The sequence below is a fragment of the Prauserella isguenensis genome (assembly GCF_014191605.1).
Taxonomy (GTDB): Bacteria; Actinomycetota; Actinomycetes; order Mycobacteriales; family Pseudonocardiaceae; genus Prauserella; species Prauserella isguenensis.
Genome location: NZ_JACHWU010000002.1, coordinates 487,958 through 514,438, shown reverse-complemented (window position 1 = coordinate 514,438; position 26,481 = coordinate 487,958). Strand labels below are relative to the sequence as shown.

Below are 26,481 nucleotides of genomic sequence, written 5' to 3'. Positions count from 1 at the left end.
CTCACGTCTCGTGGTGGTCGGGGCCGTCGAAGCGCACGTCGCCGTCGGAGGTGAGGGCACCCCGGTCGCCGGTGGCGTACCACTCGGAATGCGAGGTGTCGCCCGCGTCGGAACGGGCCTCGGGTACGCAGGCGCCCCGCAGCTCGATCAGGCCGGTCTCGCCCGTCGTGACGATCTCGCCCGTGCCGGGGTCGGTCACGCGAATGTCGACGTCGGCGCACACCGGGTGTCCGCCGCCGAGCCAGCGGTCCGCGGTGGACCGGTCGGTCTCCCACACCGCGAAGGGGGCGAGCACGCCCGCCGGTGCGTAGAAGCCCCGGGCGGGCACACCGAGTTCGTCGAGGCTCTGCGCGGCGTCGGCGGTCGTCGCGTTCGCGATGCCCACCCACCGCAGCGCGGGCAGCGAGGCGGCGGCGTCGCGGCCCTGGGCATGACAGGACTTGGCGAGCCGCAGTGCCGTCCCCTCATCGGCGGCGAGGTGGGTTGCGCCGAACCGGGCGAGCTCGCCGGGAAGGGTGGCCTCGTCGAGGTGCGGATCGAACAGGTACGTCGCCCCGCCCGCGAGCGCGGCGAGCACGAACGACCACGCGATCGGCCGGGTCGCGGGCCGGGTGCAGACGACCAGGTCGCCGTCGCCGAGTCCGAGTGCGGCGGCCGTCGAGGTCGCGTGGCGCACGACGACCGACTCGCGGTAGCGGGCGAGCCCGGGGGCGAACGCCACGGCGGGTTCGTCGCCGCTGGTCGCGGGCATGGGCATGCCTGCCGTGGCTGCGCTCGGCTGCCACGCGCCGCCACCCAGGTCCCACGGCGACGGGTCGACGGGCGGTTCCGACCACGGGCCCGATACGACCGAGACGGCGGGGGGCGGGTCGCCCGGCGACGCGGCGCCGCCGGCGCGGAGCCGGTCGGTGAGTGCCGCGGGCACGTTCCGGTCCAGCGCGAGCACGCGCGGGCGCGCTTCGGTCACGGCGTCCGCGAGGTCGCCGACCGGGGCCGCCGGGTCCAGTCCGAGAGCGCACGCGCCGAGGGACGCCGTCGCGAGCTGCCAGCCGAGCAGGTCGGACCAGTTCGGCAGACACACGGCGACGACGTCACCACGCCCCACGCCCGCCGTCGCCAGGTCCGCGCGCAGTTGCAACGTGCGCCGCCACAGTTCGGAGCGGCTCACGTGAGCGGGCTGCACGGGATCGGCGTCGATCGCGATGATGGCGTGTGGGTCGTGCTTGGTCAGACCGGAGAGCAACGACAGAAGATTCACCGCGCGTCAGCGAAACATTCCCCATGCCCTCCGTCAAGTGACGGGTGGCCGGGCGTGCGGCATGATCGACACCGGCCCTGCACCGGCCCGGCGCCGGGCGAGCGGGCCGGCGCAGCGCCGGTGTCGCAGGCCCGTCACGACGGAACGGGTCACGCCGGGCACAGGGTGCCGTCCCGCGGCACGTCCCCGTCGACGAGGAAGCCCTGTGCCGCGTCGGTGACGCACGACGAACTCAGCGCGCCGTGCCCGGCGCCCTTCCACGCCACGTGCACGGCCGACGGCATCTGATCGGCGGCCCGGATCGTGCCCTTACCGGGTGTGACCGGGTCGGTCTCGGTGCTGACGACCACCATGGGCGGGGCCTGGTCGGAGCCGATCGCACCGCGTTCGCCGGAGCGGGTGGGCCACGGGCTGCACCACACGAGCTCCTGGGCCACCGTGGCGCCGAAGAGGGGGTGTTCGCGCGCGAGGTCACGGGTGGTGGAGGCGAGGCGGTCGGCGGGCAGCCGCGTCGCGGTGTCGTTGCAGCGGGTCGCGATCGTGCCGTCGAGCCGGGCCGCCGAGACCTGGTCCTCGACGACGTGCGGGCGAACGAACCGGAACAGCGGGTCGGGGTCGCCGGACCGTGCCGTGGCGACGGCGTCGGCGAGTTCGGACCAGCGCTCACGCTCGGCGAGACCCGACAGCACGGCGCGGAGCGCGAGCTGCGGGGTGAGCCGGTAGCCGTCGGAGGTCAGCGGGGCTCCACGGCCGAGCCGTTCGGTCAACGCGGTGACGTGGGCCCGCAGGTCGCGGCCGAGTTCCCTGCCCGCCGCGTCGAGAGTCGCCTCGGCGCCACCGGCGACGCCGCCCAACACGCGGGCGTGGTCGTCGGACGGGTCCGGCATGCCGTCCAGAACCATCCGTCCCGTCTTGCCGGGGAAGCGGGCGCTGTACATCGCCAGGACTCGGGAGCCCTCACCGTGGCCGAGAGCGTGGAGGCGGTCCATGCCGAGGCTCTTGCGGAGCGTGTCGAGGTCGCTCGTGGTGCGCCTGCTGTCGATGGCGCCCTGCTCGTCCTCGAGCGCGATGGCGCACTGCTGCCCGGCGGTGCGCGCGGCGTCCAGCGGCCGGTCGATGCCCGCCGACGGGTCGCTGTCGAGCAGCGTCGCGCGCTCGCTCGACGGGATGCAGCGCACGGCGTCGGAATTGCCCGTGCCGCGGCGGTCCACGCCGATGAGCGAGAACCGTTCCAGCAGCGCGTCGGGCAGGGTCGCCGCCAGTCGCGCGGCGTACAGGGTGCCGGGCTCGCCGTCGACGTCGTTGACGACGACCAGCGGGATGGGGCCGTTGCCGGCCTTGAGCACCGACATGCGGGTGAGTCCCTGCCCGGGCATGCCCGGCGGGTCGAGCGTGGTCGTGAGGTCCGCGCACTCGTAGCTCGGGTTGCGGCCCGCGGCGCCGCCGAGCCGGTCGCGGGTCTCGCTCGCGCAGTCGGACCAGTCGAGCGTCGACGGGCCGGGCTCGCCGAGTGGCGGCAGCGGCTGTCCCGACTCGTCCTGCTCGCGCTCGGCCGGCGCCGGGGCGTCGTTCTGGACCACGGCGGGCCGCGTCGACGGGCCGACCGTGCACCCGGCCACGACCAGGACGGGCAGCAGGGCGGCCAGCACGGCCCGCCGGGCGCGGCGACGGGGCGGATGGCGGCGCGGCAACGGTCAGGTCCTCACTCGTCGGTCGGCGGTACTCGTGGGTCGGCGGTACCGGTGGGCCGGTGCTGTCCTCACGCGGGCGGGCCCGTCGTGGCTGCGGCGGGCTCCTCGGCGGTACGCGGCGTTACTGTCGCACGGCCGCGGTGAGCGCGCCGTGAGGGCCGCGCGGGGCGGGGCGTCGCCCGGGTTGCGGGACCGCACGACGCGGGTGTTCCGCGGGCCGGTGTCAGACCCGTCGGTAGCGGGCGAGCAGGAACCCGTCCTCGTGCAGCAGCGACCGCAGCGTCATGTCGCGGGGCGTCGACGGCAGGCCCGCGGCGATGCGGCCCGGCCCCGGGCCGGCCAGCAGCGGCGCGTAGGTCAGACACAGCTGGTCGACCAGGTCGGCGGCCACGAGCGAGGCGAACAGGTGCGGCCCGCCCTCGCAGTCGATGCGGCGGAGGCCGCGCTCGCCGAGCAGCCGGATCGCCGCCGCGGGATCCACGGTGTCCTCGCCCGCGACCAGCACCTCGGCTCCCGCTTCTGTGAGTGCGGCCCTGCGGTCGGCGGGGGCGTCGGCGGCGGTGATGATCAGCGTCGGCACCGACGTGTCGGTGACGACCGGCGCGTCCGGCGGGATCGAACAGCGGCGCGTCACCACGGCGACCGGTGGGACGTCCGACAGGCCGTGCCGCCGGCGGCGCTCGATGCGGGCCTCGGTGGTGCGGGCGCCGCGGTAGGTCTCCGCCAGCGCGGTGCCCGCACCCACGAGCACGACGTCGGCGAGGTCGCGGCCCAGCAGGAACACGCGCTTGTCGGCGGGGTTGGACAGGCCCTCGGACCGCTCGTCGACGCTGACGGCGCCGTCGGCGGAGGCGACGAAGTTGGCCTGGACCCAGGGCCGGTCGAGGTCGGCGGGGTAGTCGTAGATCGCCTCGAGGTCGTCGTCGGACAGTTCCGGCGAGGCGGTGTCCGGGGTGGCGGACGCGGAGGCGGTCGGTACGGGCCACAGCTGATGCACCCCGCCATCCCAGCATGCACCCACCGTTCACGCAGTCCCGCTGCGCCCGTGGCGGCCCAGGTCACATCGGGACCGGGAGCGGAAGGGGCGGCGACTAACCTGAGGCGCATGTCTGTCGAGAAGCTGACCGAGCGTCGTCCCGAGATCGGCGCGGACGAGCTGATCACGACGCTCGTGCCCCCGCCGCGGTTCGACGACGTGCGGCTCTCGACCTACATCCCCAACCCGGACGAGCCCAGCCAGGCCGCCGCGGTCACCGCCTGCGGCGCGTTCGCCGAGCGCGTCGGCGCTGCGGGCGGCAAACGGTCCGGGCTGCGCGGGCTGTTCGGCCGCAAAGGCGGCCGGGCCGACGACGACGGCAAGCAGGGCCTGTACCTGGACGGCGGGTTCGGCGTCGGCAAGACGCACCTGCTGGCGTCGATCTGGCACGCGGTTCCGGGTCCGAAGTCGTACGGCACGTTCGTCGAGCTCACCCACGTGGTGGGCGCGCTCGGGTTCGGCGAGGCCGTGCGGCGACTGTCGGAACACCGGTTGCTGGCGATCGACGAGTTCGAACTCGACGACCCGGGCGACACGATGCTGGTCAGCCGGCTACTCAAGGAGCTGACGGCCGCGGGCGTGTTCGTCACCGCCACGTCGAACACGCTGCCCGACAAGCTCGGCGAGGGCCGGTTCGCGGCCGAGGACTTCCTGCGGGAGATTCAGGCGTTGTCGGCGAAGTTCGAGGTCGTGCGGGTCGACGGCCCGGACTACCGGCACCGCGGGTTGCCCGAGCCGCCCGCCGCGCTGAGCGACGAGGCGCTGCTCACCTCCGCCGAGCAGCGCCCGGGTGCCACCCTCGACGACTTCGACGCGTTGTGCGGCCATCTGGCGAACCTCCATCCCTCGGCCTACGGCCGGCTCGTCGACGGGGTGTCAGCGGTACACGTCCGCGGCGTCCGGGCGGCCGACGACCAGGCCATCGCGCTGCGGCTGGTGGCGCTGGCCGACCGGCTCTACGACCGTGCCATCCCGGTCCTGGTGTCGGGCGGTTCGCTCGACGCGTTGTTCACCTCGGAGATGCTGGCGGGCGGGTACCGCAAGAAGTACCTGCGGGCCGTCAGCCGGCTCACCGCTCTGGCGCGGGACGCCGAGGCGTCGGCGCCGGTCTCGCGCGGCTAGCGAGCCGCGCGACGACGAGCGTCACGGCGACGGCGAGGGCTGCGCCGCCCACGACGTCGGTCGCGTAGTGGTAGTCGAGTCCGACCAGGCCGAGACCTGCGAGGACGGAGACGGCCGCCGCTGCCACCGTCAGTCCGCGGCGCCATGCCGGTGGCGAGGTCAGCACCAGCACGGTCAGGGTCGAGACCAGTGCCGTGGTGTGTCCGCTCGGGTAGGCGAGGTGGTCGTCGTACCAACGGTCGAACAGGGGTTTCGCCACCCAGGTGGCCAGCGCGATCGCGGCCGTGGGGGCGCCGACCGCGGTCGCGGCGACGTCCCACCGGCGCCGCCACAGTGATGCGGCGGTGAGCAGCGCCAGCGCCGTGAGCCACACCGGAGGTTCGGTCGGCAGTACGAAGACGGTGAGCGCGTCCTCGTCGAACCGGCCTGCGAACGCGGCCACGGCCGGGTCGGGGCCGACCGGGCCGTGGCCGCCCGCCACCACGGCGCCCGTCACGACGAACGTCGTCCCGAGCAGGACGAGGGTGCAGGCGAGGGCGACCGGCATGGCGGCATCGTAGGCGCGATGCGGGTGGAGACCGCGCACGCGGCGGGGTGACGCCGCCGGACAAGCGGGCTCACCACCTCCCGCTGTGCCGCTCGCATGGCTTCGGGGAATGTAGGTATTCGGATCTGCATGTAATATCGCGGTATGGCCGGAGTGAACGAGACGACCGCGGCGCGGACGAGGGTCGCCGACGCGGTCTGCGAACGACTGCGCGAGATGATCTTCACGGGCGAGCTTCCCGCCGGTGCGCGGCTGAGCGTGCCCGCTCTCGCGGAGCAACTGGAGGTCAGCCGCAGTCCGGTGCGGGACGCGGTGCTGCGGCTCGTTCAGGAACGGTTGGCCAGGGAGGAGCCGCGCCGCGGAGCGGTCGTCGCGCACGTGGGGGCGGCCGAACTGGCCGCGATCTACGAGGTTCGCGAGGTCCTGGAAGGACTCGCCGCCCGGCTCGCCGTCGAGAACGCGGGCCGCAGGCTGGTGCGGGCCCTGCAGGGGGCGCTCGACGATCACGAGGCCGCGATGCGGACGGCGGACCTCGCGGCGAGCACCGAGGCCGACATGCGCTTCCACCGACTCATCCGGGAGGCCTGCGGCAACGCCGAGGTGGTCCGCCTGCTGGACGACGTGCAGACCCGGGTCCGGCTCGCCATGCGCACGACCACGGTGACCTCGGGGCCGCGGCAGGCGCTCGACGACCACCGCGCGATCCTGACCGCGATCGAGGCCGGTGACGCCACGGCCGCCGAGCAGGCCGCGCGCGCACACATCTTCCGGTTGCGCACCCTGTTGCAGCAGCAGGCCGAGGCGGGCGCATGACCCGCATCGTCGACGCGCGGCTGCGGGTGCTGCGCGCTCCGGTCGGCGACGGGATCGCGATGTCGTTCTCGCCGTTGCGCCACCGCTCCGCGGTGCTGGTGGAACTGACCACCGACGACGGGCTGACCGGGCGGGGCGAGAGCTGGACCAACTATCCGCCGTGGGCCGTGCGGGAACGCGTCGCCACCCTGAGGGAAGGCGTGTTCCCGCTGCTGCGGGGTGAGGACGCCACCCGGATCGCCGCGCTCCACCGGACGTTGTGCACGCGCCTGGACCCCTTGGGCAGGCAGTGGGGTGCGCCGGGGCCGATCCGCCAGGCCATCAGCGGCGCCGACCTCGCGCTGTGGGATCTGGCGGGGCAACGGGCCGGGTGCGCGGTCTCCGAGCTGGGTGCGGGTCGCGTTCGCGACCGGACTCCCGTGTACGCGAGCAGTCTCGGTCCCGGCGACGTCGGCGAGACGGCCCGTGCGTGTGTGGCGGCCGGGCATACCGCCGTGAAGGTCAAGCTCGGCTTCGGCCGGGCGACCGACGAACGCAACCTGGCCGCCGCGCGGGAGGCGGTCGGACCGGACGTGGAGCTCTACGCCGACGCCAACCAGGCGTGGGACGTGCCCGAGGCGGTCGCCATGGCGCCGGTGCTGCGGGACGCCGGGGTGGCGTGGCTCGAGGAGCCGCTGCGCGGAAACCTCCTCGACGGACTGGAGGAACTCCACCGGCGCACCGGACTGCTCCTTGCGACGGGAGAGAACCAGTACGGCGTCGAGGAGTTCCGCGCGTTCGCCGCGTCGCCGGCGGTCGGGATCCTGCAGCCCGATCTCGCCAAGACCGGCGGTCTCACGGAGACGATCGCGATCTGCCACCTCGCCGACGCGTACGGCACGCGGGTGCTGCCGCACCTGTACGGCGGCGCGGTCGCGTTCGCCGCGACGCTGCAGCTCGCCGCGATGGCCGAGCCGGTGGACGGTGTCGAGTACGACATCAGGGACAACCCGCTGCGCGACCCGCTGCTGGCCGATCCGCCGACGCCGCGGGACGGGTCGGTGGGCGTGCCCGCGCTGCCCGGTCTCGGAGTCCGGATGGACGAGGCAGCCCTCACCGCGGTCACGGAGTCCGAGGTGGACGTCGCAGCCTGAGCGAACGTCGTGACGACGACATCGAACGCCCTCACACATTGCATGTAATCTGGTGAGATCGTATGCTGCAACGATCCGTTGCATGTACTGATGCGCTCACCGTGGAGTGATGATGGCGCCAGAAGACCCCGGGTCCGTTCGCCGCAGTCAGGCGTGGTTCGGACTCGACGGCAAACTCGGGTTCGTCCACCGGTCGAAGCTGTACAACCAGGGCTACTCGGCCTCGATGTTCGACGGGCGTCCGGTGATCGGCATCGCGAACAGTGCGTCGGACCTCGCGCCGTGCAACGCGCACCTGCGGCAGGTGGCCGAGGCCGTGAAACGCGGCGTGCTCATGGCGGGCGGCGTGCCGTTCGAGTTCCCGACGATCTCTCTCGGCGAGACGTTGATGCGGCCCTCGGCCATGCAGTTCCGCAACCTCATGGCGATGGACGTCGAGGAGACGCTGCGCGCCAATCCGCTCGACGGCGTCGTGCTGCTCGGTGGCTGCGACAAGACGGTACCCGCGCAGCTGATGGGTGCGCTGAGCGCCGACCTCCCGATGGTCATGGTCACCGGCGGCCCGATGCTGAACGGCAAGTTCCAGGGCTGCGACGCCGGGTCCGGTACGCACGTGTGGCAGTTCAGCGAAGAGGTGCGTGCGGGTCGGATGAGCCGGGAGGACTTCGCGGCCGCCGAAGCCTGTCTGTCCCGCAGTGCCGGGCACTGCACGACGATGGGCACCGCCTCGACGATGGCGTGCCTGACCGAGGCACTCGGGCTTTCCTTACCGGGCAGCGCCGCGATCCCCGCCGTCGACGCGCAGCGGAACCGCGTCGCGGAACAGGCGGGCGGGCGGATCGTCGAGATGGTGGAGGAGGGCCTCGTCCCGTCGTCCGTTGTGGACCGGCGGTCGTTCGAGAACGCGGTCCGTGTCAACGCGGCCATCGGCGGGTCGACCAACGCCGTCGTCCACCTGCTCGCGATCGCAGGGCGTGCCGAGGTGGATCTGTCACTGGACGACTTCGACAAGCTCGCCGCCGACGTCCCGTTGTTGGTGGACCTGTTGCCGTCCGGCCGATTCCTGATGGAGGAGTTCTTCTACGCGGGCGGACTGCCGGCCGTGATCCGCGAACTCGGCGAGTTGCTGCACACCGACGCCGCCACCGTTACCGGCCGCTGCCTCGGCGAGAACTGCGCAGACGCGCCGAACTGGCGGACCGACGTCGTCCGTCCACGCGCCGAACCGGTGCACGAGGCCGGTGCCCACACGGCGGTGCTCCGCGGCAGCCTGGCGCCCGACGGAGCTGTGATCAAGGTGTCGGCGGCCTCCGAGGACCTGTTGCGGCACACCGGCCCCGCCCTCGTGTTCGACACGATCGAGGAGTACCACGAGCAGGCCGACTCGCCGGATCTGCCGGTGGACGCCTCGACCGTGCTCGTCGTGCGCGGCGCGGGACCCGCCGGGTACCCGGGCATGCCCGAGATCGGCAACCTGGCGATTCCGAAGAAACTGCTCGACGCCGGGGTACGGGACATGGTGCGCATCACCGACGGCCGGATGAGCGGCACCTCGTACGGAACGGTGGTGCTGCACGTCGCGCCCGAGTCCGCACGCGGCGGGCCGCTGTCGCTGTTGCGCACGGGCGACCGCGTGACGCTCGACGTGCCGGGCCGCCGGATCGACATGGACGTGCCCGACGACGAACTGCAACGCAGGGTTTCCGGGAGCGCCCCGGCGCCCACCAAGCCCTCGGCCTCCACGGAGTCTCCGGCACCGTCGGAGACCGCCTCCGGGTACGAGTGGCTGTACCGCACCCACGTGCGCCAGGCCGACACCGGCGCCGACTTCGACTTCCTCGTGGGCAGGCGGGGACACGGCGTGCCCCGGAGGCACCTGTAGTGCACACGAACCACCGGACCCGCGAGGAGGGTGAGGAGACCATGGCCGACGACGTCCTGGCACAGCTCCGGCAGTACCGCGCGATGGTGATCTACCGCGGGCAGTCCGCGCGCGAGTGCCTCGACCTCACCGCGTTGCTGCGCGAAGAGGGGCTCGGGCTGTTCGAGGTGACGTTGAACTCCGACGAGCCGTTCGCGGCGATCCGCGCCCTGCGGGAGGAGTACGGCGACGAGCTGGCGCTCGGCGCGGGCACCGTGATGACCGCCGACGACGTGTCACGGGCCGCCGATGCGGGCGCGCGTTTCGTCGTCTCGCCGCACGTGGACGAGGCGGTGATCGCCAAAGCGCAGGACCTGGGGATCGGCACCGTGCCCGGGGCGTTCACCCCGACCGAGGTGGTGCGCGCGATCAGACTCGGTGCCGACGTGGTGAAGGTGTTCCCGATCTCCCCGGTGGGAGCGGACCACGTCCGTCAGCTGAAGGGGCCGCTGCCGGACGTGCCGATGCTGGCCACCGGTGGCGTCGGCCCCGACCTGGCCCGCGCGTGCCTGGCCGAGGGCTGCACGGGCGTGGGTGTCGGGGTGCAGCTGCTCGGTGCGCCGGGCGACCCGGACGCGGTGCGTGCGGGGGCGCGCCGGCTCGTCGACGCGGTGGGGTAGCGGCTCCGCACGGTTCCACAGGCCTCCCGGCAACGACGCCGACCCGAAAGGAAGCCTTGTCATGTCTACAAAGGACGTGCCCGACACGCCCCTCGAGGACGCCTACCTGCTCCGTGCCGAGGACGTCAGGGAGCCGCCGACGACGCTGCGCGGCAGGCTGCGGCACCTCGGTCCCGGCATCGTTCTCACGGCGTCGGTGGTGGGCTCCGGCGAACTGCTCGTCACCACGTCGCTGGGCGCCCGCGCGGGTTTCGTCCTGCTGTGGCTGGTGATCGTCGGTGCCGCGGTCAAGGTGTGGGTGCAGATGGAGCTGGCCCGCTGGGCCATCCTCAACGGCAAGACCGCACTGGCCGGGTACTCCACCATTCCGCCGAAGATCGGCCGGATGGGCTGGATCAACTGGCTGTGGATCGGACTCGACATCGCGAAGAACTTCCAACGCGGTGGCGTGATCGGTGGTGCGGCGGCCGCGTTCTCGATCCTGTGGCCCATCGTCGGCGAGCCGCTCAGCGGGAGCTCTCTCACCACGTGGGCGGTCATCGTCACCGCGCTCACCGTCGGGCTGCTGCGCAGCAACCGCTACAGCGTGGTCGAGACGATCACGACGTGGTCGGTGGCACTGTTCACGCTCATCACCGTGGCGCTCGTGCTCGCCCTGCCGTTCACCCCGTTCGCCTACAGTGCGGGCGACTTCGGCGACGGGCTGAGTCTCGCGATCCCTGCGGGGACGGTGGGGCTGGCCGTCGCGATGTTCGGCTCGACCGGCGTCGGCGCCGACGACATGACGAACTACACCTACTGGTGCCTCGAGAAGGGATACGCCCGCTGGACCGGTGCCGATGACGGCACCGAGGAACGGGCCCGGCGCGCCGAGGGCTGGATCAGGGTGATGCAGCTGGACGTGTTCGTCTCGTGGCTGATCTGCACGGTCACCACGCTCTCGTTCTACGTCGTCGGCGCGAGCGTGCTCCACGCGCAGAGCCTCGTGCCCGAGGGCAATCAGGTGATCACCACCGTCTCGCGGATGTACACCGACACGCTGGGCCCGTGGGCCGAGGCACTGTTCCTCGTGGGCGCGATCTGCGTGCTGTTCTCCACCAACATCGCCTCCGCGGCCGCGGTGCCCCGGCTCTGGACCAACACCCTCGGGCTGATGGGCGTGATCGACTGGCACGACGTCCGGGTCCGCGCGCGGGTGCTGAGGATCCTGACGGTGTGCCTGCCCGCGCTGTGGCTGGTGATGTACCTGTTCGTCCGCTCTCCGCTGGTGCTGATGCAGATCGGCGCGATCGCCACCGGGATCTTCCTGCTGGCCGTGCTCATCGCGGTCTGGCGGTTGCGGAGCACGGAGGTCGACGCGCGGTTCAAACGCAACGGGTGGCTGACCGTCGCGTTCGTCATCAGCAGCATCGCCATCACGCTGCTCGCGGTCTACACCGTGATGGAGGTGGTGGGGCTCGATCTCTCGGGTGCATAGGGGCCGGATTCCGCCGCCGCGCGATACCGTCGACAGTGGCCGGTCCGCGGCGGCCACGGCAGAACCGTTCCGTCGCGCCGACCCGCCGGCCGCCGCCCCGGCGGCCGGGAACGACACCCGTTGCCGCAGTGCCGTTCGAAGAACGGACCGTTCGCCCGACACCGAGCGCACGCGATCAAGGAGGCTCCCGAGATGACCTATCCGGACACCCGGCTCTTCATCGACGACGACTGGAGGGATGCGGAGGACGGTCGCCGGATCGACGTCCACAACCCCGCGACCGGCGAGGTGATCGGCGGCGTCGCGCACGCCTCGCGCCGTGACCTCGACGCCGCCGCCGACTCGGTGCGCCGCGGCTTCGAGGTGTGGCGCGACTACACGCCCGCGCAGCGCGCCGCGATCATGCACCGGGCCGCCGCGCTGGTGCGTGAGCGCGTCGACGAGATCGCGGGCCTGATGACGCGTGAGCAGGGAAAGCCGCTGGTCGAGGCCAAGGGCGAGATCCTGGCGGGCATGGACATCATCGACTGGTTCGCCGACGAGGGACTGCGCGTCTACGGCCGCACGGTGCCGCATCGCGCGGACCCGTCGATCCGCCAGCTCGTCGTGAAGGACCCGGTCGGCCCGGTGGCGGCCTTCACACCGTGGAATTTCCCGATCAACCAGGTGGTGCGCAAGCTCGGCGCCTGCCTGGCCACGGGCTGTTCGATGGTCGTGAAGGCCCCCGAGGAGACGCCCGCCAGCCCGGCGGCGCTGGTACGCGCGTTCCAGGACGCAGGTCTGCCCGCGGGCGTGCTCGCGCTCGTGTACGGCGACCCCGCGGAGATCTCCGAGTACCTGATCGCGCACCCGGCGATCCGCAAGATCACCTTCACGGGCTCGACCGCGGTCGGCAAACAGCTGGCCGAGCTCGCAGGACGGCAGATGAAGCGCGTGTCGATGGAACTGGGCGGGCACGCGCCGGTCATCGTGTGCGAGGACGCCGACGTGGAGCTCGCGGTCAAGACCATGGCCAAGGCGAAGTTCCGCAACGCGGGCCAGGTGTGCATCTCGCCGACACGCTTCCTGGTGCACGAGTCCGTGCGCCCCGACTTCGCCAAGGCGCTGGCGGAATCGGCCACCGGCGTGACGGTGGGCGACGGGTTGGCCGAGGGCACCGAGATGGGCCCGCTGGCCAACAGCCGGCGGCTCGACGCCATGGCCTCGCTCCATGACGACGCCGTGGGACGGGGCGCGGCCGCGCTCGCCGGCGGTGAGCGGATCGGCGACGCGGGCAACTTCTGGGCGCCGACCGTGCTCGACGAGGTCCCGTCCGATGCGCGCCTGTTCAACGAGGAGCCGTTCGGGCCGATCGCGGCCATCCGCGGGTTCACCGACCTCGACGAGGCGATCACCGAGGCCAACCGGTTGTCGTACGGCCTCGCCGGCTACGCCTTCACCCGGTCGCTGGCCGCCGCCGACACGCTCACACGGAAGGTGGAGGTGGGCATGCTGTGGGTCAACATGCCGGCCATGCCGTCCGCGGAACTGCCGTTCGGCGGTGTGAAGGACTCCGGCTACGGCTCCGAGGGCGGGCCCGAGGCGATGGAGGCCTACCTCAACACGCGCTCGGTCAGCATCGCGCACTGAGCGGCCAGACACGGTGCGGGCGCGGCGACACCCGTCGTCGCGCCCGGACCCGGCCGGATCAGTCGTCGTCGAACTCGGCCTCGAGCGTGCCCGCCTTGATCGCGGCGACCAGTTCGGCGTGGTCGGCCTCGGTCCGGTCGGCGTAGCGCACGGCGTAGCGTCCGACGGCCTCGTCCATGTCGCTGTCCTCGGAGAAGTAACCCGCCAGCAGCCGCGGGTCGAGTGAGCGCGTGTGGGCGCGGGCGAGCAGGGCGCCTGCGAGCCTGCCGTAGTCGTCGAGGTGCCCGCCGTCGAGGCCGGTCGGGTCGATGTCGCCCTTCATGTTGCGGAACTGGCGGACGATGAACGGCCTGCCCTCGATCGTCGTCCAGCCGAGCAGGATGTCGCTCTCGGCCTGCACCAGTCGCGCGCCGTGGACGATGCGGTGTCCTTCGTGGTCCCACGGTTCGGGGTCGAGGACGTCGGCCAACGCGGACGGGCACGCCTCCTTGAGCTGCAGCACGAGGGCTTCGTCACCGTTTCCGCGCAGCAGTGCGATGTAGCCGCGGCGGCCGACGCTGCCGGTTCCGACGACGCGGAAGGCCACGTCGGACACGGAGTAACGCGCGATGAGGTTGCGCCGGGACTCCCTGAGTGTGTCCACGTAGGACTCCAGGCCCGCGATCACGGCGTCGGCCGTGGCGTCGTCGACACGGGTGCGCTTGGGCGGTTCCTCGGTGAACCGCCACGCGCTGTCGCCGGAGGCGTGCGAGTACTCCTCGGTGCGCTTCGCCGCGATCTTGGCGCTCGTGTTCTTCCGCGCCTTCGCCGCGGCCTTCTCGAAATCGTCGATCAGTTCGTCGGCCTTCGCCTTCTCCACCACCGACGAGTCCGGCAGCGCGTTCCACGACCGCAGGAACGGCACCTCGGCGAGTTCGCGCACCGTGCGGCGGTAGGACTTGACGACGTCCTCGGCGGCCTTGCGGCACTTCTTCTCCGACACGTCCCCTTCGCGGCCCGCGAGCACGAGGCTCGTCGCGAGCCGCTTCAGGTCCCATTCCCACGGGCCCGGCACGGTCTCGTCGAAATCGTTGATGTCCATCACGATCTCGCCCTCGGGCGTGCCGAAGAGCCCGAAGTTCGCGGCGTGGGCGTCCCCGCACAACTGGGCGTGCACACCGCTGGACGGTGTCCCCGCGAGGTCGGTGGCCATCAGTCCGGCGGCCCCGCGGTAGAAGGCGAACGGGGACGCGGCCATCCGGCCGTGCCGCAACGGCAGCAGGTGCGGCAGGCGTCCGGCGTTGCTCGCCTCGAGGTAGGCGAGCACGTCGGGGCGCTGCCGGCCCGTCGCGTCGTGGTCGTGGGACGTGGGTGGGGTCGCGTCCCGCATCGCCTTTCCGCGGGCGACGACGTCCTCGGTGCTCACCGGCGTGCGCAAATCGATCATGTGCCCATTCTGCCCGGCGGCCCGTCTCGCCCGTGCGGCGTTCCCGGGAATCCGCACGGGCACGCGCCACCACCCCCGCGGCCGCTCGCGGAGGGTCCTACCCTCCGGCGACCGCTTCGATCGCGTCGATCCCGCGGTCGAGTTCGGCTTCGGTGATCACCAACGGCGGTGCGATCCGCAGGGTCGAGCCGTGGGTCTCCTTGCAGAGCACGCCGCGTTCGCGCAGCGCCTCGGACGCCCGGCGTCCCGTCGGCCCACCGGGGGAGATGTCGACGCCCGCCCACAGGCCACGACCGCGGACCGCGCCCACACCGTGACCGACGAGCCCGGCCAGGCGCGTGTGCAGGTGCTCGCCCAGCGCGGTGGCACGCTCGGCGAATTCGCCGGTCGACAGCAGCCGCACCACGGCGCTGCCGACGGCGCAGGCGAGCGGGTTGCCGCCGAACGTCGAGCCGTGTTCCCCGGGCCGCAGCACGCCGAGCACGTCACGGCGGCCGACGACGGCCGAGACCGGCACGATGCCACCGCCGAGTGCTTTGCCGAGCGTGTACAGATCCGCCCGTACTCCCTCGTGCTCCAGCGCGAAGATCGTGCCCGTGCGGCAGAGGCCCGACTGGATCTCGTCGGCGATCAGCAGCGCGCCCGCCTCGTCGCACAGCCTGCGCACCTCGGCCAGGTACCCGGACGGCGGGACGACGACGCCTGCCTCGCCCTGCACGGGTTCGACCAGCACCGCCGCGGTGTGGTCGGTGATCGCGGCGGCGAGCGCGTCGGCGTCGCCGTAGGGCACGACGTCGAATCCCGGGGTGAACGGCCCGAAGTCGGCACGGGCGTCCTCGTCGGTGGAGAACGACACGATCGTCGTGGTTCGGCCGTGGAAGTTGTCGGAGGCGACGACGATGCGTGCCTGCCCGTCGGGCACACCCTTCACGCGGTGGGCCCACTTGCGTGCGACCTTGATCGCGGACTCGACGGCCTCGGCGCCCGAGTTCATCGGCAGCACCATCTCGGTGCCGGTCAGCTCCGCCAGCTCGCGGCAGAACGGCCCGAACCGGTCGTGGTGGAACGCCCGGGACGTCAAGGTGACCCGCTCCAGCTGCTCGGTCGCCGCCGCGACCAGCTCGGGGTGCCGGTGACCGAAGTTCAGCGCGGAGTAGCCGGACAGGAAGTCCAGGTACGTCGCGCCCTCGACGTCGGTGACGGTGGCGCCCTCGCCGCCTGCGATCACGACCGGCAGCGGGTGGTAGTTGTGCGTGCTCCACTGCTCGTCTAGCGCGATGAAGTCGGCCGTGGCCACCGGTGCGGCGGGCGGCGGTGTGGACGTGGCGGCGGTGCGGTCGGCGAACGTCGTCATGCGTTCAGATTAGGGCCGATGAGGTGCCGAGATCAGCCGGAATGCATTGCGTAGAAGCGAGGATCATTGCGTGATGACGCCGTATGAACGGCGTTTCGTTGCAAACCGCATCGTCGGACGCGAGCCGGACGGTGGGCACGCCGGAGCTGGGAGCGCTCCCGACGGTCTGCGGCCGGCCCGCCGTGCGCGCCACGCGCACCGGGCGCGGGCGTGGCCGGACGGCGGCGAGGTCTGCCAGAGTGTCGTTCCGTGACAGACGATCTCTCCTTTCTCCGCGCCCAGGCGCGCACGCAACGGTTCACGCTCGGCACGCCCCGGCAGTTCCAGATCACTCACGACGGTGCGCGCGTGCTGTTCCTGCGCTCCGAATCCGGTCACGATCGGCGCAACAGTCTCTGGCAGCTGGACGTGGCGACCGGTGCGGAGTCGGTAGTCGTCGACGCGGCCGAGCTGTTGCCCGGTGAGGAGGACCTGCCCGCCGAGGAACGTGCCCGGCGCGAACGCACCCGGGAGACGTCCGGGGGAGTGGTCGGCTACGCGACCGACGCCGCCGGCACGGTCGCCGCATTCTCGCTGTCCGGCAGGCTCTACACCGCCGACCTGGCGACCGGCGCGGTGCGGATGCTGGTGGACGCCGCGGTGATCGATCCGCGGCCGAACCCGCAGGGCACGCACGTGGCCTACGTGGCGGACCGGCGGCTGCACGTCGTGGAGCTGGCCACCGGCGACGATCGGGTCGTGGCCGGGCCGGAGCCCACCGAGGGCGAGGACGTCGGCTGGGGACTGGCCGAGTTCATCGCCGCCGAGGAGATGCGCCGCGTGCGCGGCTACTGGTGGTCGCCGGACGGGCGCAGCCTGCTCGCGGCCCGCACCGACCGTGCGGACGTGCCGCGCTGGCACATCGCCGATCCCGCCAACCCGGCGTCGCCGGTGAACACGGTCGCCTATCCCGCGGCGGGCACCACGAACGTCGCCGTGTCGCTCGCGGTGGTCACGCTCGACGGGGAGCGGGTGGACGTTCCGGCGGGCGAGTGGGAGTACCTCGTCGCGGTGCACTGGTCGACGGGCGGTCCGCCGCTGCTGACCGTGCAGTCGCGCGACCAGAAGACCCTCGAGGTGCGGGCACTCGACGTCGCCGACGGCACGACGAGGGTGCTGCACACCGAACAGGACCCCGACTGGGTCGAGATCGTCACCGGCGTCCCCGCGTGGACCCCCGACGGGCGGCTCGTCCACGTCGGCGTCGCCGACGGGGCGTACCGGCTGTTCGTCGGCGGCAGCGCGGTCACCGGCACCGACCTGCAGGTGCGCTCCGTCATCGACGTGGGTGACGAGGTGCTGTTCAGCGCCTCCGACGACGACCCGACGCAGATCCACGTCTATCGCACCGAAGGCGGTGCGGTGCGGCGGTTGTCGGAGGGTGTGGGTGTCCACAACGGAGCCGGCACGGCCGAGGCGGCGGTACTGGCGTCGTGGAGCCCGGACTACGCGGGCATTCGCGTGTCCGTGCTGCGCGGCGGCGAGCGCGTGGCAGGCATCGCCTCCGTCGCGGCCGATCCGGGTGTCGAGCCGAACGTGTACTGGCTCGAACTGGGGCAGCGAGCGCTGCGCGCCGCGCTGGTGCTGCCGACCGGACACACACCGGGCGAGGGGACGCTGCCCGTCCTGCTCGACCCCTACGGCGGGCCGCACGCACAGCGCGTGCTGCGCAGCCGGAATGCGATGCTCACCCCGCAGTGGCTGGCCGACCAGGGATTCGCGGTGCTCGTCGTCGACGGCCGCGGTTCTCCCGGCCGTGGGCCCGCGTGGGAACGGGCGATGGCGGGCGACCTCGGTGACGTCGCGCTGGCCGATCAGGTCGACGCGCTGCAGGCCGCGGCGGAGCGGTTCGCCGACCTGGACCTCGACCGGGTCGCCATCCGCGGATGGTCCTTCGGGGGCTACCTGGCGGCCGCGGCGGTCCTGCGCAGGCCGGACGTGTTCACCGCGGGTGTCGCGGGCGCCCCGGTGACCGACTGGAGCCTGTACGACACCCACTACACCGAGCGCTACCTCGGCCACCCCGACGAGCGGCCCGAGGTGTACGAGCGCAACTCGCTGATCACCGACGCGCCGAAACTGGAGCGCTCGCTGTTGATCGTGCACGGGCTCGCCGACGACAACGTGTTCGTCGCCCACGCGCTGCGCCTGTCGTCGGAGCTGCTCGCCGCGGGCCGCGGTCACACGTTCCTGCCTCTGGCCGGGGCGACGCACATGACACCGCAGGCCGAGGAGGTCGCGGAGAACCTGATGCTCACGCAGGTGCGGTGGCTCAAGGAGCAACTCGGCGTGGAGGTGGGCGCATGACCGGCCGGTGGGGGCTGACGGTTCCGCTCGACGGGCTGTCGCTGCCGGAACACCGCGAGATCGTCGCGCAGCTGCCGGACCTCGGCTACACGGACCTGTGGTCGGCGGAAGCCAGCGGCGCGGACGCGTTCACCCCGTTGGTTCTGGCCTCGCAGTGGGCTCCCGAGTTGCGGTTCGGCACCGCGATCGCACCGGTCTACACCCGTGGACCCGGTCTGCTGGCGATGAGCGCGGCGAGTGCCGCCGACTGCGCGCCGGGCCGGTTCGTGCTCGGCGTGGGCACGTCGTCGCAGGTGATCGTGGAGAACTGGAACGCGGCCGAGTTCGCCGAGCCGTACGCGCGTACCCGCGACACGGTGCGGTTCCTGCGGGCGGCGTTGGCGGGAGAGAAGGTCACCGCGGAGTATCCGACGTTCACGGTCCGCGGGTTCCGCCTCGGCCGGCCGCCCGAGACGCCGCCGCCGGTGATGGTCGCGGCGCTGCGGCCGGGCATGCTGCGGATGGCGGGCCGCGAATCCGACGGGGCGATCACCAACTGGCTCGCGGCCTCCGACGTGCCGGCGGTGCGTGCCGAACTCGGTGCCGGCCCCGAACTGGTGGCGCGCATCTTCGTGTGCCCCACCGAGGACGCCGACGAGGCGCGCGCGTTGGCGCGCAGGCACATCTGCGCCTACCTGACGGTGCCGGTCTACCGCGCGTTCCACGACTGGCTCGGACGCGGCGAACGGCTCACTCCGATGCAGGAGGCGTGGGCGGCGGGTGATCGGAAACGCGCCGTCGAACTGGTGCCGGACGACGTGGTCGACGAGCTGGTCGTCCACGGTGGGCCCGAGGCCTGCCGCGACGGTGTGCGCGCCTACGTCGAGGCCGGGGTGACGACGCCGGTGCTGATGCCGCTGACCACGGGCGGCGATCCTGCGGCGCTGGTGCGCGCGCTCGCGCCCGCGTGACCGCGGTGCCGGCGTCGTTCGCCTGCGGTCAGCTCCACAGGGCGCCGCCGGCGAGCAGGCCTGTGAGTGCGGCGGCGAATCCGGCGAGGACGGTCACCACGACGTTGGCGGCCGCGTGCCGGTGCCGCCGCTGGGTGATCAGTTGCACGGTGTCGTAGCCGAACGTCGAGAACGTCGTCAGCGAGCCGCACAACCCGACGCCCGCCAGCGCGAACACCGCGCCACCTGTGGTGCCCGCGGCCAGCACCCAGGAGGTGAGCAGCCCGAGCAACGCCGAGCCGAGCACGTTGACCGAGAGCGTGCCCCATGGGAACGCGGTGGTGCGGCCGCGCTGCACCCGCAGGTCGATGAGGTAGCGCAGGACCGCGCCGCCCGCTCCGCCGAGCATCACCATCGCGGGCGTCATGCGGTGCGCCCCGGCCGGTCGAGCATCCTGCGGGCACCGGCGACACCCGCGACGACCGCCAGCAGCGAGGCCAGTACCGACCCCGCGGCGTATGCGAACGCGGCGACGAGATGTCCGTCGTAGGCGGCCGAGAGCCCGTCGAGCACGTATGTCGAGAACGTCGTGAACCCGCCGAGCACGCCGACACCCAGGAACGGGCGCAGGAGCCGGGGCTGCGGCGCCTGCCGTGCCAGGACGGCCATGAGCGCGCCGAGGGCGAGGCAGCCCACGACGTTGCCGAGCAGCGTCGCGACACCCGCGGGGGACGGCAGGGCCGTGCCGAGGCCGTAGCGTGCGAGGCTGCCGAGCGCGCCGCCCGCGGCCACGGCGAGCAGCACGTCCCAGCGGTGGGTCCCGGTCATGGGCCCATCATCACCGATCGCCCACGGCGCACCCCGGCAACCCCGCGGCGGGCCTCCGGGCCCCGGCGACTGCGGCCCCCGTTCGCGGACGCGCGGGCGGCGGACGGTTCAGCGTCGCCAGAAGAAGTGGTGTACGACGCCGCTGCCGCTCGGCACGCGTTCCAGGTGGAACCGGTCGGTCAGCTCGTCGGGAGATTCCCAGAGCCGTTTGCCCGTGCCGAGTTCGTCCGGTGTGACGGCGATGTGCATGTCGTCGATCAGGTCGGCGTCGAGGAAGGAGCGCAGTGTGGTGACGCCGCCGCCGATGCGCACGTCGCCGCCCCCTGCGGCCGCCTTCGCCTGTTCCACGGCCTGCTCCGGCGAGGCGTCGACGAAGTGGAACGTCGTGTCGCCGAGCGTCAGCGCCGGGCGTGGATGGTGGGTGAGCACGAACACCGGCGTGTGGAACGGCGGTTCGTCGCCCCACCAGCCCTGCCACTCGTGATCCGGCCACGGGCCGGTCTGCGGGCCGAACTTGCCGCGGCCCATGATCTCGGCCCCGATGCCGCGGGTGAAGTCGCGGGTGATCCAGTCGTCGAGCCCGCGGTGGCCGCCGGGTTCGGTGCGATTGACCCAGCTGGCCGTCGCGCCCGCCCAGGCGAACAGGTCGCCGGGGTCGACGTCGCCGAAAGGCCGGTCGAAACTCGGGTCGTCGCCCGCGCCGATGCCGTCGGCGGTCACGGTGATGCAGTGGACCCGAACTCGCTGTGCTCGGACTCGTCGTGCCATGTCGTCTCCTGGGGTGTCGGTCGTCGTGGGTGAGCGCGCGGCTTCGGCGCGCCCACGGGTGGTCGTCACCGGACGGCGGTTCGCGACACCCCGACGCGCGTTCTCGACGAGAATCCTCCGAGAATTCGCTCGCCGCACGGTGTCGCGTCTGCCGATCCGGTGACGACCCCCCTGGTGTGCCGCCGCGGTGGCGGCACACGGACCGAGGAGGAAACAGTGAAGTACGTGATCCTGATGCAGGTCGACCCGGCGGTGCTGGAGAACCTCACCGAGGAGCAGCAACAGCGGATCGGGGAGGGGCACGGCGCGTTCATGTCCGAGATCAAGGAGAGCGGCGAGTTCGTGGCGACGCAGGCGCTCGCCGATCCGAGCCGCAGCAGCGTCGTCCGCAGCGGTTCGGACGGCCCGGAGGTGACCGACGGGCCCTTCGCCGAGAGCAAGGAGTACCTGGGCGGGTTCTACCTGGTCGACGTCGAGAACGAGGCGCGTGCACTGGAGCTGGCGAAGCGGATCCCCGACGCGAACATTCCGGGGCTGGCGCTGGAGGTGCGTCCGGTGCTGTTCGCGGATCTGGGAGACGGGTGACCGACGAGGACCGGGCGGGGGATCTGTGGCGCGAGGCGGCGCCGCGGGTCCTCGCCCGCCTGGTGCGAGGCTATGGCAGTGCGCGGTTCGACCTGTGCGAGGACGCGGTGCAGGAGGCACTGCTCGACGCGCACCGTCAGTGGCCCTCCGGCCCGCCGGACGACCCGCTGGGCTGGTTGACGGCGACCGCGCGCAGGCGGTTCGTCGACCGGGTCCGCAGCGACGCCCGCCGCAGGGACCGTGAGGAGCGGGCGGCACGGTTGCATCCACCGGTGCATCCGGAGGCGGCCGAGCAGGACGATTCGCTGCTGGTGTTGCAGTTGTGCTGCCATCCGGATCTGCCGCGGGCGGGCCGGGTCGCGTTGACGCTGCGTGCCGTGGCGGGACTGACCACTGCGCAGATCGCGGGGGTGTACCAGCTGCCCGAGCGGACGATCGCGCAGCGGATCACGCGCGCCAAACGCGCGCTGGCCGCGACGGGCAGGGCACTGCCGCGGCCCGAGCACGCGGGGGAGCGCCTCACGTCGGTCCTGCACGTGCTGTACGTGATGTTCACCGAAGCGCACCACACCACCGACGGCGCGCCGCCACGCGACGCCGACCTGGCTGCCGAGGCCATCCGCCTCGCACGATCGTTGCGCGAGAGCGTCCCGGATTCGGCCGAGGCGGCCGGGCTGCTGGCGTTGATGCTGCTGACCGAGGCACGCCAACCCGCGCGGATCGGTCCGGGCGGGATGCTGCGACCTCTCGACGAGCAGGACCGCTCACTGTGGGATCGCGCGTTGATCGCCGAGGGCACGGCGTTGGTGGAGGGTGTCGTGCCCGGGGTCGAGCCAGGCCCGTACCTGCTGCAGGCGTGTATCGCGGCGCTGCACGCCGAGGCGCCCGACACCGAGCGGACGGACTGGGAGGAGATCCTCGTGCTGTACCTGCTGCTGGAGGAGGTGACCGGGCATGCGAATCCGACGATCACGCTGAACCGTGTCGTGGCGCAGGCCATGGTCCACGGCGACACGGTCGGGCTGGCGGCACTCGACGAGCTCGAGGAGCGCAGGCCCGGGTTGCCGCGGCTCGAGGCGGTGCGGGCGCACCTGCTGGAACGGTCGGGACGTTGCGAGGAGGCGGTGGCCGCCTACCGCCGGGCGGTCGCCGGTGCGGTCGGTCTCGCGGAACAACGGCACTTGCGGGACCGGATGCGGCGGCTCTCGCCCGGCGACGACTGAGCGGTGTTAGGCGGTCCGTGCCTGCGGTGTCCGTGCCTTCGCGGGCGGACCCTGGGGCGCCGGTCCCGCGTCGGGGACCGCCTCCGGGGTTCGTTGCGGCTCGCCCGCGGTGATCTGGCGGGTCGCCGTGCCGGCACCCGTTGTGCCGTTGCCCGCGGCCCCGGCACCCTTTGTCCCGCTGCCCGCGGTCCCGCTGCCCGGGGTCCCGTTGCCTCCGGGTCCGTCGGACGCGGCCCCGCCTGTCACCGGTTGGCCCGGCACCGGTCGGCCGCCCGCGGTCCGGTGGGCCGCCGTCTGGTCGGACACGGACCGGGCGGAGCCGTTCCGCGGGGCGGCCGTCCCCTGTGCCGGTGGCTGTGACGTCGCGTGCGGTGACGCCGTGGTCCGGTGGCTTCCGTTCTGCCGGGCACCGGCCTGCGAAGACCCCGTTTGGGGCGCGGCGTTGTGTGGTGTGGCGTTCTGCGGAGTCGCGTCGCGTGCGGGGTCGGCGGCGGGAGCGGCCTGGATGCTGTGTGTCTGGATGCTGCGGGTCTCTGTGTCGGGAACGCCGCCCTCGTGGATCTCGGTCTCGCCGACCGTGGCGAGGCTGGCGCTGACCGTGCGCTGGAACTGCCGGTGCACGGTGGCGAGCTCGTGGCGCAGTGCGTGGACGCTCTGGGCCACGGGGTCCTTGTCGGACACGGTGCCGGTTTCGGTGGCGCGCAGCAGCACGTCGATGTGGCCGTGGAGGCGTTGGTGCACGTAGCCGAACGCGATGAGCTGGTGCTGTACCTCCAGGCTCGGCGACGTCCGGGACAGCGCCTTGATCATCGTGTCCTGCCAGCGCTGGCAGGACTGGCGGTAGTGCCGGTTCGCGGACTGGCGGTAGTGCGGCGCGACCTGGGTGTCGAGGCCGATGCGGACGAGTTCGGTACTGGTGTCGACGAGTTCGCGGGCCGCCATGGTCAGGGCGTAGGCCCACTCCCACTGTTCCGCCTGTGCGCTGGCCTGGTTCTCCTGTTGGGCTTGTTCGAGCTGCGTGCTGGCGAGTTTGACCTGTTCCCACGCCCAGCGCGCCTGATCGCGAGCGCTCTCGTCGGCCTCGGCCGCCTGCCCGGCATGACTCTGCGTCTCGCTGGACAGGTCGCGGACCTTGACGGCCAGTCGTCGGATCTGCTGCGCCTGCCGGCGGGCCACGACGAGCTGCCAGCCGGCGAACGACACGGCAACGATCGCCACTGCTGCCAGGCCCACCGCGACCCAGAGGGCCACCTCCGCTGTCCGCATGGGTGCTGAGGCTCTCACATACCGTTTTGATGAACATGCGAGGTGAGGTAGGACTCACCGGTTAGGGTGCGCCTTCTCACGGAGAGTGTGCTTGCTGTGTCGTTTCGCGCTCGTGATCCGGACGAATCGGATCCGTAAGCCGGTGCGGGTGCGGGACGCACGCGGTGGCCGGCATCGGCACGCGGTTCGCAGCGGGCGAGGGGAGCGGGTGGGTCACGGCCGGTCTCCGGGCTCCTGCCCCGCGTCGCACCGGGACGGGCCGTCGTGGTCGCGGGTGTGATGAGGCGGCCGGTGTAGCCGGCGGCGACGAGGCGTTCGTAGGCGCGGCGGACGTCGCCGGGGATGTCCTGGGGTGCGATTTCGCCGGAGCGGCCTTGCAGGGCGAGTCGCTGGGTGTCGCCGACGAGCATGGCCGCCACGCGGTCGGGGTCGCCGACCGACGCGAGGTAGGTGTCGAGGTCCTGCTCGGCACCGGTGCAGCGGACGTGGACGTCCGGCCAGCGGGCGGCCGCGACGGCCTGTGCGCGGCGTTGTTGGTACGGGCGTGAGACGAGCAGGACGCTGCGGGGCGTGCGGCCCTCGGCCGCGAGCAGGACGCGGGTGTTGTCGATGTTCCCGACGGTGCTGGTGGCTTCGGTTTCGATGCGCACCGCGTCGGTGGGAACCCCGTGGCGTAGGGCGATCTCGCGGAAGTGGACGGCTTCGCCGCGCGGGAACCGTCCGGCGGTGGTGGGCGTGGTGGCGCCGGTGAACACGATGAGCGGGAACAGGCCACGGTGGTACAGCGCAGCGGTGTGGACGGCGACGTCCGCGTCGTGACTGCCGAGTCCCACCGCGACGTCGACGGGCTGCAACGGATCGTCGATGCGGTGGAAGTGCCAGAGCGTGCCGACGTCGGCACGCACCGCGGCCGGCCACCCGGCGCCGGAATCGGCGGCGAGCGCGTCGCGGCGGTGCGGGTCGGTCACGGGTTCATCCTCGCCGATGGGGTCGGAGCGGCCGTGGTGACCCGATCGGCTGTGGCTCACCACACCTTGCACCGGTCGCGAGCGTGCATGTGCGACGAGATCGCGAATGATGGGACCCGACAGGCGCCGAGAGGCCTCGGGCTGCAGGCAGCGGAGGAGCAGCGGGATGACCGCGGACACGGACACGCTGGACGACCTGTTCGAAGCACACGACTTGCCGGGGCTGGAACGGTGGGTCGCCGACCACCCGCCGCACGAGGTCGCCGACGAACTCGCCCGCGCCGACGGGGTCCGCGCGGCCCTGCTGTTCCGGCTGCTCGACAAGGACCGTGCGTTGACGGTGTTCGAGGAGCTCGACCCGCCGGACCAGCACAAGGTGCTCGCCGAACTGCGTGGCGAGGCGTTCCAGGACGTCGTCGAGGAGATGGACCCCGACGACCGCGCGCGACTGCTCGGTGAGGCGCCGGCCAAGTTCGCCAGGCAGGTACTCGCCGGGCTCAGCCCGCGGAAACGGTCGATGACGGCCGCCCTGCTCGGCTACCCGGACGGTTCGGTCGGGCGGTACATGAGCCCGGAGACCGTGGCGTTGCGGCAGCGGCGGACGGCGGGGGAAGCGCTCGAGGTGGTCCGCGAACGTGGTGCCGACGCCGAGACCGTCTACACCCTGCCGGTGACCGACGACCAGCGGCGCTTCGTGGGTGTGGTGTCGTTGCGCGACGTGGTGTTGAGCGACCCGGGCCGGCCGGTGACCGAACTGCTCAAAGAGGACTATCCGGTGGTCGAGGCCACCGGCCAGGCCGAGGACGCCGCCCGCCTCATGCAGGAGGCGAACGTTCTGGCGCTGCCCGTGGTCGACAGTGAGAACCGGGTTCTGGGACTGCTCACGATCGACGACGCGTTCGAGGTCATCGAGGCGGCCGACACCGAGGACATCGCCAGGCAGGCCGCCGCGGCGCCGTGGAGCGGTCACTACATGTCGGCGAGTGTCGTGCAGCTGGCCCGGTCGCGGGTGGTGTGGCTGTTGCTGCTCATCGTGGCGGCGACGTTCACCGTCAACGTGTTGCAGTTCTTCGAGGACTCCCTCACCGCGGTCACCGCGCTGGCGCTGTTCATCCCACTGCTGACGGGTGCGGGCGGGAACGCGGGCTCGCAGGCGGCGACGGCGACCGTGCGCGCACTCGCCGTCGGCGAGGTCCGGTCACGGGACCTGTTGCGGGTGGCGTGGCGGGAGAGCAGGGTGGGCCTGCTGCTCGGCGCGGCGCTCGGCGCGGTCGGGTTGGTGATCGGCAGTGTGCTGGTCGACGTGCCGGTGGCCACGACGGTCGCCCTGTCGCTGGTGGTGATCTGCGGCTGGGCCGCCACGGTCGGTGCCACGATGCCGTTGGTGGCCAAGCGGCTCGGGATCGACCCCGCGGTGATCTCCGCGCCGCTCGTCACGACGCTGGTCGATGCCACGGGGCTGCTGATCTACTTCCTCATCGCCCACGCCGTGCTCGGCGTATGAGCGTGTGGAGCGCGGTCCGGCGCCGCAGCGAGGCCTG

The 26,481-nt window shown here is 72.5% G+C and carries 23 protein-coding genes; 12 read left to right on the top strand and 11 right to left on the bottom strand.

Annotated elements, in window-relative coordinates; genetic code table 11:
* Position 1 precedes the first annotated feature (1 nt).
* From FHS23_RS10885 to FHS23_RS10875, 3 genes are all read right to left on the bottom strand, one after another.
* A complete protein-coding gene (locus FHS23_RS10885) occupies positions 2–1,258 on the bottom strand; it encodes an AMP-binding protein (RefSeq protein ID WP_183652593.1) in 1,257 nt (418 codons plus the stop codon).
* A gap of 149 nt (positions 1,259–1,407) precedes the next feature.
* Entirely contained in the window at positions 1,408–2,949 is a 1,542-nt protein-coding gene (locus tag FHS23_RS10880) for an alpha/beta hydrolase (protein WP_183652590.1), read from the bottom strand.
* A gap of 223 nt (positions 2,950–3,172) precedes the next feature.
* Positions 3,173–3,946 carry a pyrimidine reductase family protein gene (locus tag FHS23_RS10875; RefSeq protein WP_183652588.1) on the bottom strand — a complete coding sequence of 258 codons (774 nt, stop codon included), beginning with the start codon at positions 3,944–3,946 and terminating at the stop codon, positions 3,173–3,175.
* Between the two features lie 108 nt (positions 3,947–4,054).
* Between FHS23_RS10875 and zapE the strand changes: the two genes are divergently transcribed.
* Positions 4,055–5,107 carry a cell division protein ZapE gene (gene zapE / locus FHS23_RS10870; RefSeq protein ID WP_183652586.1) on the top strand — a complete coding sequence of 351 codons (1,053 nt, stop codon included), beginning with the start codon at positions 4,055–4,057 and terminating at the stop codon, positions 5,105–5,107.
* Here the strand turns inward: zapE and FHS23_RS10865 are convergent.
* Positions 5,055–5,654 carry a phosphatase PAP2 family protein gene (locus FHS23_RS10865; protein ID WP_183652578.1) on the bottom strand — a complete coding sequence of 200 codons (600 nt, stop codon included), beginning with the start codon at positions 5,652–5,654 and terminating at the stop codon, positions 5,055–5,057. The two genes, zapE and FHS23_RS10865, sit on opposite strands and share 53 nt — an antisense overlap.
* Before the next feature lie 144 nt (positions 5,655–5,798).
* Between FHS23_RS10865 and FHS23_RS10860 the strand changes: the two genes are divergently transcribed.
* The 6 genes from FHS23_RS10860 to FHS23_RS10835 all read left to right on the top strand — a co-directional run bounded on the left by FHS23_RS10860 (position 5,799) and on the right by FHS23_RS10835 (position 13,247).
* Positions 5,799–6,467 (top strand): GntR family transcriptional regulator, encoded by a 669-nt coding sequence (locus tag FHS23_RS10860; protein WP_183652574.1) that lies wholly within the window; start codon positions 5,799–5,801, stop codon positions 6,465–6,467.
* A complete protein-coding gene (locus FHS23_RS10855; protein WP_183652570.1) occupies positions 6,464–7,600 on the top strand; it encodes a mandelate racemase/muconate lactonizing enzyme family protein in 1,137 nt (378 codons plus the stop codon). The genes FHS23_RS10860 and FHS23_RS10855 overlap by 4 nt, the downstream gene beginning before the upstream one ends.
* Before the next feature lie 109 nt (positions 7,601–7,709).
* A complete protein-coding gene (locus FHS23_RS10850; RefSeq protein ID WP_221219319.1) occupies positions 7,710–9,482 on the top strand; it encodes an IlvD/Edd family dehydratase in 1,773 nt (590 codons plus the stop codon).
* A 41-nt stretch (positions 9,483–9,523) separates the two neighbouring features.
* Positions 9,524–10,141 (top strand): bifunctional 4-hydroxy-2-oxoglutarate aldolase/2-dehydro-3-deoxy-phosphogluconate aldolase, encoded by a 618-nt coding sequence (locus FHS23_RS10845; RefSeq protein WP_183652567.1) that lies wholly within the window; start codon positions 9,524–9,526, stop codon positions 10,139–10,141.
* Between the two features lie 61 nt (positions 10,142–10,202).
* Positions 10,203–11,618 carry an Nramp family divalent metal transporter gene (locus FHS23_RS10840; protein WP_183652562.1) on the top strand — a complete coding sequence of 472 codons (1,416 nt, stop codon included), beginning with the start codon at positions 10,203–10,205 and terminating at the stop codon, positions 11,616–11,618.
* A 192-nt stretch (positions 11,619–11,810) separates the two neighbouring features.
* A complete protein-coding gene (locus tag FHS23_RS10835) occupies positions 11,811–13,247 on the top strand; it encodes an NAD-dependent succinate-semialdehyde dehydrogenase (protein WP_183652559.1) in 1,437 nt (478 codons plus the stop codon).
* Between the two features lie 58 nt (positions 13,248–13,305).
* Here FHS23_RS10835 and FHS23_RS10830 read toward each other — a convergent pair whose 3' ends face one another.
* Together FHS23_RS10830 and rocD are read right to left on the bottom strand one after the other, a co-directional pair.
* Entirely contained in the window at positions 13,306–14,673 is a 1,368-nt protein-coding gene (locus FHS23_RS10830) for a DUF2252 domain-containing protein (protein ID WP_183652556.1), read from the bottom strand.
* A 97-nt stretch (positions 14,674–14,770) separates the two neighbouring features.
* Positions 14,771–16,027, bottom strand: a complete 1,257-nt coding sequence (gene rocD / locus FHS23_RS10825; protein ID WP_183652553.1) for an ornithine--oxo-acid transaminase — start codon at positions 16,025–16,027, stop codon at positions 14,771–14,773.
* Positions 16,028–16,276: 249 nt separating this feature from the next.
* Between rocD and FHS23_RS10820 the strand changes: the two genes are divergently transcribed.
* Together FHS23_RS10820 and FHS23_RS10815 are read left to right on the top strand one after the other, a co-directional pair.
* Complete coding sequence (locus FHS23_RS10820) at positions 16,277–18,373, top strand: prolyl oligopeptidase family serine peptidase (RefSeq protein ID WP_183652550.1); 2,097 nt, start codon at positions 16,277–16,279, stop codon at positions 18,371–18,373.
* On the top strand, positions 18,370–19,323 hold the full coding sequence (locus FHS23_RS10815) for an LLM class F420-dependent oxidoreductase (RefSeq protein WP_183652547.1): 954 nt from the start codon (positions 18,370–18,372) through the stop codon (positions 19,321–19,323). The genes FHS23_RS10820 and FHS23_RS10815 overlap by 4 nt, the downstream gene beginning before the upstream one ends.
* A gap of 28 nt (positions 19,324–19,351) precedes the next feature.
* Here the strand turns inward: FHS23_RS10815 and crcB are convergent, their stop codons facing one another.
* From crcB to FHS23_RS10800, 3 genes are all read right to left on the bottom strand, one after another.
* The gene (gene crcB, locus FHS23_RS10810) at positions 19,352–19,729 is read right to left on the bottom strand and encodes a fluoride efflux transporter CrcB (RefSeq protein WP_183652544.1); all 378 of its coding nucleotides are present in this window, start codon (positions 19,727–19,729) and stop codon (positions 19,352–19,354) included.
* Positions 19,726–20,130, bottom strand: a complete 405-nt coding sequence (locus FHS23_RS10805; protein WP_183652541.1) for a fluoride efflux transporter FluC — start codon at positions 20,128–20,130, stop codon at positions 19,726–19,728. The genes crcB and FHS23_RS10805 overlap by 4 nt, the downstream gene beginning before the upstream one ends.
* A gap of 108 nt (positions 20,131–20,238) precedes the next feature.
* Entirely contained in the window at positions 20,239–20,898 is a 660-nt protein-coding gene (locus tag FHS23_RS10800; RefSeq protein WP_183652537.1) for a dihydrofolate reductase family protein, read from the bottom strand.
* A gap of 216 nt (positions 20,899–21,114) precedes the next feature.
* Here FHS23_RS10800 and FHS23_RS10795 point away from each other — a divergent pair, with 216 nt between their 5' ends.
* Both FHS23_RS10795 and FHS23_RS10790 read left to right on the top strand, forming a co-directional pair.
* Positions 21,115–21,483 carry a YciI family protein gene (locus tag FHS23_RS10795; protein WP_183652534.1) on the top strand — a complete coding sequence of 123 codons (369 nt, stop codon included), beginning with the start codon at positions 21,115–21,117 and terminating at the stop codon, positions 21,481–21,483.
* Positions 21,480–22,706, top strand: coding sequence for a sigma-70 family RNA polymerase sigma factor (locus FHS23_RS10790; RefSeq protein ID WP_183652531.1), 1,227 nt, complete (start codon positions 21,480–21,482; stop codon positions 22,704–22,706). Before FHS23_RS10795 ends, FHS23_RS10790 begins: the two co-directional genes overlap by 4 nt.
* 6 nt (positions 22,707–22,712) lie before the next feature.
* Here FHS23_RS10790 and FHS23_RS10785 read toward each other — a convergent pair whose 3' ends face one another.
* Positions 22,713–23,972, bottom strand: a complete 1,260-nt coding sequence (locus FHS23_RS10785) for a hypothetical protein (protein ID WP_183652528.1) — start codon at positions 23,970–23,972, stop codon at positions 22,713–22,715.
* Between the two features lie 14 nt (positions 23,973–23,986).
* Positions 23,987–24,940, bottom strand: coding sequence for an ElyC/SanA/YdcF family protein (locus FHS23_RS23725; RefSeq protein ID WP_183652525.1), 954 nt, complete (start codon positions 24,938–24,940; stop codon positions 23,987–23,989).
* A 166-nt stretch (positions 24,941–25,106) separates the two neighbouring features.
* Here FHS23_RS23725 and mgtE point away from each other — a divergent pair, with 166 nt between their 5' ends.
* Positions 25,107–26,444 (top strand): magnesium transporter, encoded by a 1,338-nt coding sequence (gene mgtE / locus FHS23_RS10775; protein ID WP_183652521.1) that lies wholly within the window; start codon positions 25,107–25,109, stop codon positions 26,442–26,444.
* Positions 26,445–26,481 lie beyond the last annotated feature (37 nt).

Bases quoted from the DNA above. Each gene is read 5' to 3' on its own strand.
- FHS23_RS10850 (WP_221219319.1), top strand. From the start codon at position 7,710: ATGATGGCGCCAGAAGACCCCGGGTCCGTTCGCCGCAGTCAGGCGTGG.
- FHS23_RS10830 (WP_183652556.1), bottom strand. From the start codon at position 14,673: ATGATCGATTTGCGCACGCCGGTGAGCACCGAGGACGTCGTCGCCCGC.
- crcB (WP_183652544.1), bottom strand. From the start codon at position 19,729: ATGACGCCCGCGATGGTGATGCTCGGCGGAGCGGGCGGCGCGGTCCTG.
- FHS23_RS10835 (WP_183652559.1), top strand. From the start codon at position 11,811: ATGACCTATCCGGACACCCGGCTCTTCATCGACGACGACTGGAGGGAT.
- FHS23_RS10800 (WP_183652537.1), bottom strand. From the start codon at position 20,898: ATGGCACGACGAGTCCGAGCACAGCGAGTTCGGGTCCACTGCATCACC.
- rocD (WP_183652553.1), bottom strand. From the start codon at position 16,027: ATGACGACGTTCGCCGACCGCACCGCCGCCACGTCCACACCGCCGCCC.
- FHS23_RS10855 (WP_183652570.1), top strand. From the start codon at position 6,464: ATGACCCGCATCGTCGACGCGCGGCTGCGGGTGCTGCGCGCTCCGGTC.
- FHS23_RS10785 (WP_183652528.1), bottom strand. From the start codon at position 23,972: ATGCGGACAGCGGAGGTGGCCCTCTGGGTCGCGGTGGGCCTGGCAGCA.
- FHS23_RS10845 (WP_183652567.1), top strand. From the start codon at position 9,524: ATGGCCGACGACGTCCTGGCACAGCTCCGGCAGTACCGCGCGATGGTG.
- zapE (WP_183652586.1), top strand. From the start codon at position 4,055: ATGTCTGTCGAGAAGCTGACCGAGCGTCGTCCCGAGATCGGCGCGGAC.
- FHS23_RS10840 (WP_183652562.1), top strand. From the start codon at position 10,203: ATGTCTACAAAGGACGTGCCCGACACGCCCCTCGAGGACGCCTACCTG.
- FHS23_RS10805 (WP_183652541.1), bottom strand. From the start codon at position 20,130: ATGACCGGGACCCACCGCTGGGACGTGCTGCTCGCCGTGGCCGCGGGC.
- mgtE (WP_183652521.1), top strand. From the start codon at position 25,107: ATGACCGCGGACACGGACACGCTGGACGACCTGTTCGAAGCACACGAC.
- FHS23_RS10860 (WP_183652574.1), top strand. From the start codon at position 5,799: ATGGCCGGAGTGAACGAGACGACCGCGGCGCGGACGAGGGTCGCCGAC.
- FHS23_RS10865 (WP_183652578.1), bottom strand. From the start codon at position 5,654: ATGCCGGTCGCCCTCGCCTGCACCCTCGTCCTGCTCGGGACGACGTTC.
- FHS23_RS10815 (WP_183652547.1), top strand. From the start codon at position 18,370: ATGACCGGCCGGTGGGGGCTGACGGTTCCGCTCGACGGGCTGTCGCTG.